The sequence below is a fragment of the Cobetia sp. genome, assembly GCF_983723665.1.
In genome coordinates this window covers 1,709-3,196 of record NZ_CFDJES010000219.1, presented here as the reverse complement: position 1 = coordinate 3,196, position 1,488 = coordinate 1,709, and the positions used below count along the sequence as shown (strand labels likewise).

2 protein-coding genes are annotated in these 1,488 nt (G+C 59.5%); both read right to left on the bottom strand.

What is annotated here, in order from left to right:
- On the bottom strand, window positions 1–842 hold an 842-nt coding region (locus AC4FAH_RS14070), incomplete at its 3' end, for a PA4780 family RIO1-like protein kinase (RefSeq protein WP_483237383.1).
- Window positions 843–990: 148 nt separating this feature from the next.
- Window positions 991–1,488: zinc-binding dehydrogenase (locus tag AC4FAH_RS14065; RefSeq protein ID WP_490246259.1), on the bottom strand; the 498-nt coding region annotated here is incomplete at its 5' end.

Below are 1,488 nucleotides of genomic sequence, written 5' to 3'. Positions count from 1 at the left end.
GCACTCTTCTGGCGCGCCTTGCGCTCCTGCTCTTCTTCCATGGCCGCCATGATGTTCTCGAGCAGCGCATCCACGTCCGGCGCTTCGGCGTCGTCCTCATAAAGGCCTGTTAGCTCGACATCCGGGTCCATGTCGCCGGCCTCGAACAATGCCCAGATCTCGTCGGCGTAGCGTGTCTGTGCCAGTTCAGGCGCGAACATCGCGTAGTAGGCGGTGATATTGGCAACATCACGCGCCAACATGCTCTTGGCATTGTTGTTGGCCGCGGCATCGACCGCCTGCGGCAGATCAATGATCACCGGGCCATAGTCATCGACCAGCACGTTGAACTCGGACAGGTCGCCATGTACCAGGCCGGCATGCAGCATGCGCACGATGTACTGCATCATCAGCGCATGGTCTTCCCGCGCCTGCTCGGCGGACATCGAGACATCATTCAGGCGTGGTGCCACATTGCCGTCGTCATCGGTGACCAGCTCCATCAGCAGCACGCCATCGAAGCAGCCGAACGGCTGCGGCACGCGCACACCGGCATCGGCCAGACGATACAGCGCATCGACCTCGGCATTCTGCCAGGCGGCCTCCTGCTGGTTGCGTCCGAAGCCGGAGCCCTTCTCCATCGCCCGTTGACGGCGACTGTTACGCACCTTGCGGCCTTCCTGATACAGCACAGCCTGCTTGAAGCTGCGCTGGGCAGCATCCTTGTAGACCTTGGCACAGCGAATCTCTTCTCCGCAGCGCACGACGTAAACCGAGGCTTCCTTGCCACTCATCAAGGGGCGGAGCACTTCATCGACCAGACCGTCATCTATGAGCGGCTGGATTCTCTTTGGCGTTTTCATCGCGTTCTTATACGCGTTTTGCGATACATCGGGAATCACCCTGTAGCAATTTTGTGACATACCTTACGACAAAACCCCCGCCAATGCGTCATTGGCGGGGGTTTCAGCATTCACTGACAGACTGCCTGATCGGCAGCAGCGCCAGCGCTTATTGGGCGTTCTTGAGGCTCTGCATGTCAATCACGAAACGATACTTGACCTTGCCTTCCTGCATGCGCTTCCAAGCATCATTGATGGTGTCGATGTCGATCATCTCGATATCGCAGCCAATATCGTGCTCGGCGCAGTAGTCGAGCACTTCCTGGGTCTCCGGCATGCCACCGATCAACGAGCCCGCCAGTACACGGCGCTTCATGACCAGGTTGCCGCCCTGCAGCGCGGGGTCCACTTCCTGCACCAGGCCGACGAGGATATGCGTGCCGTCGTACTTCAGGGTATTGAGGTAAGGGTTGAGATCATGCGGCACCGGCACCGTGTCGAGCAGGAAGTCGAAGGTCTCGGTGGCACCTGCCATCTGCTCGTCATCCGTCGAGACGATCACATGATCGACGCCATTCTCGCGCGCCTCCTCGACCTTGCTCTCGCTGCGGGTGAAGAGCGTCACTTCACAGCCCATCGCCTTGGCGAACTTGATGCCCATGTGGCC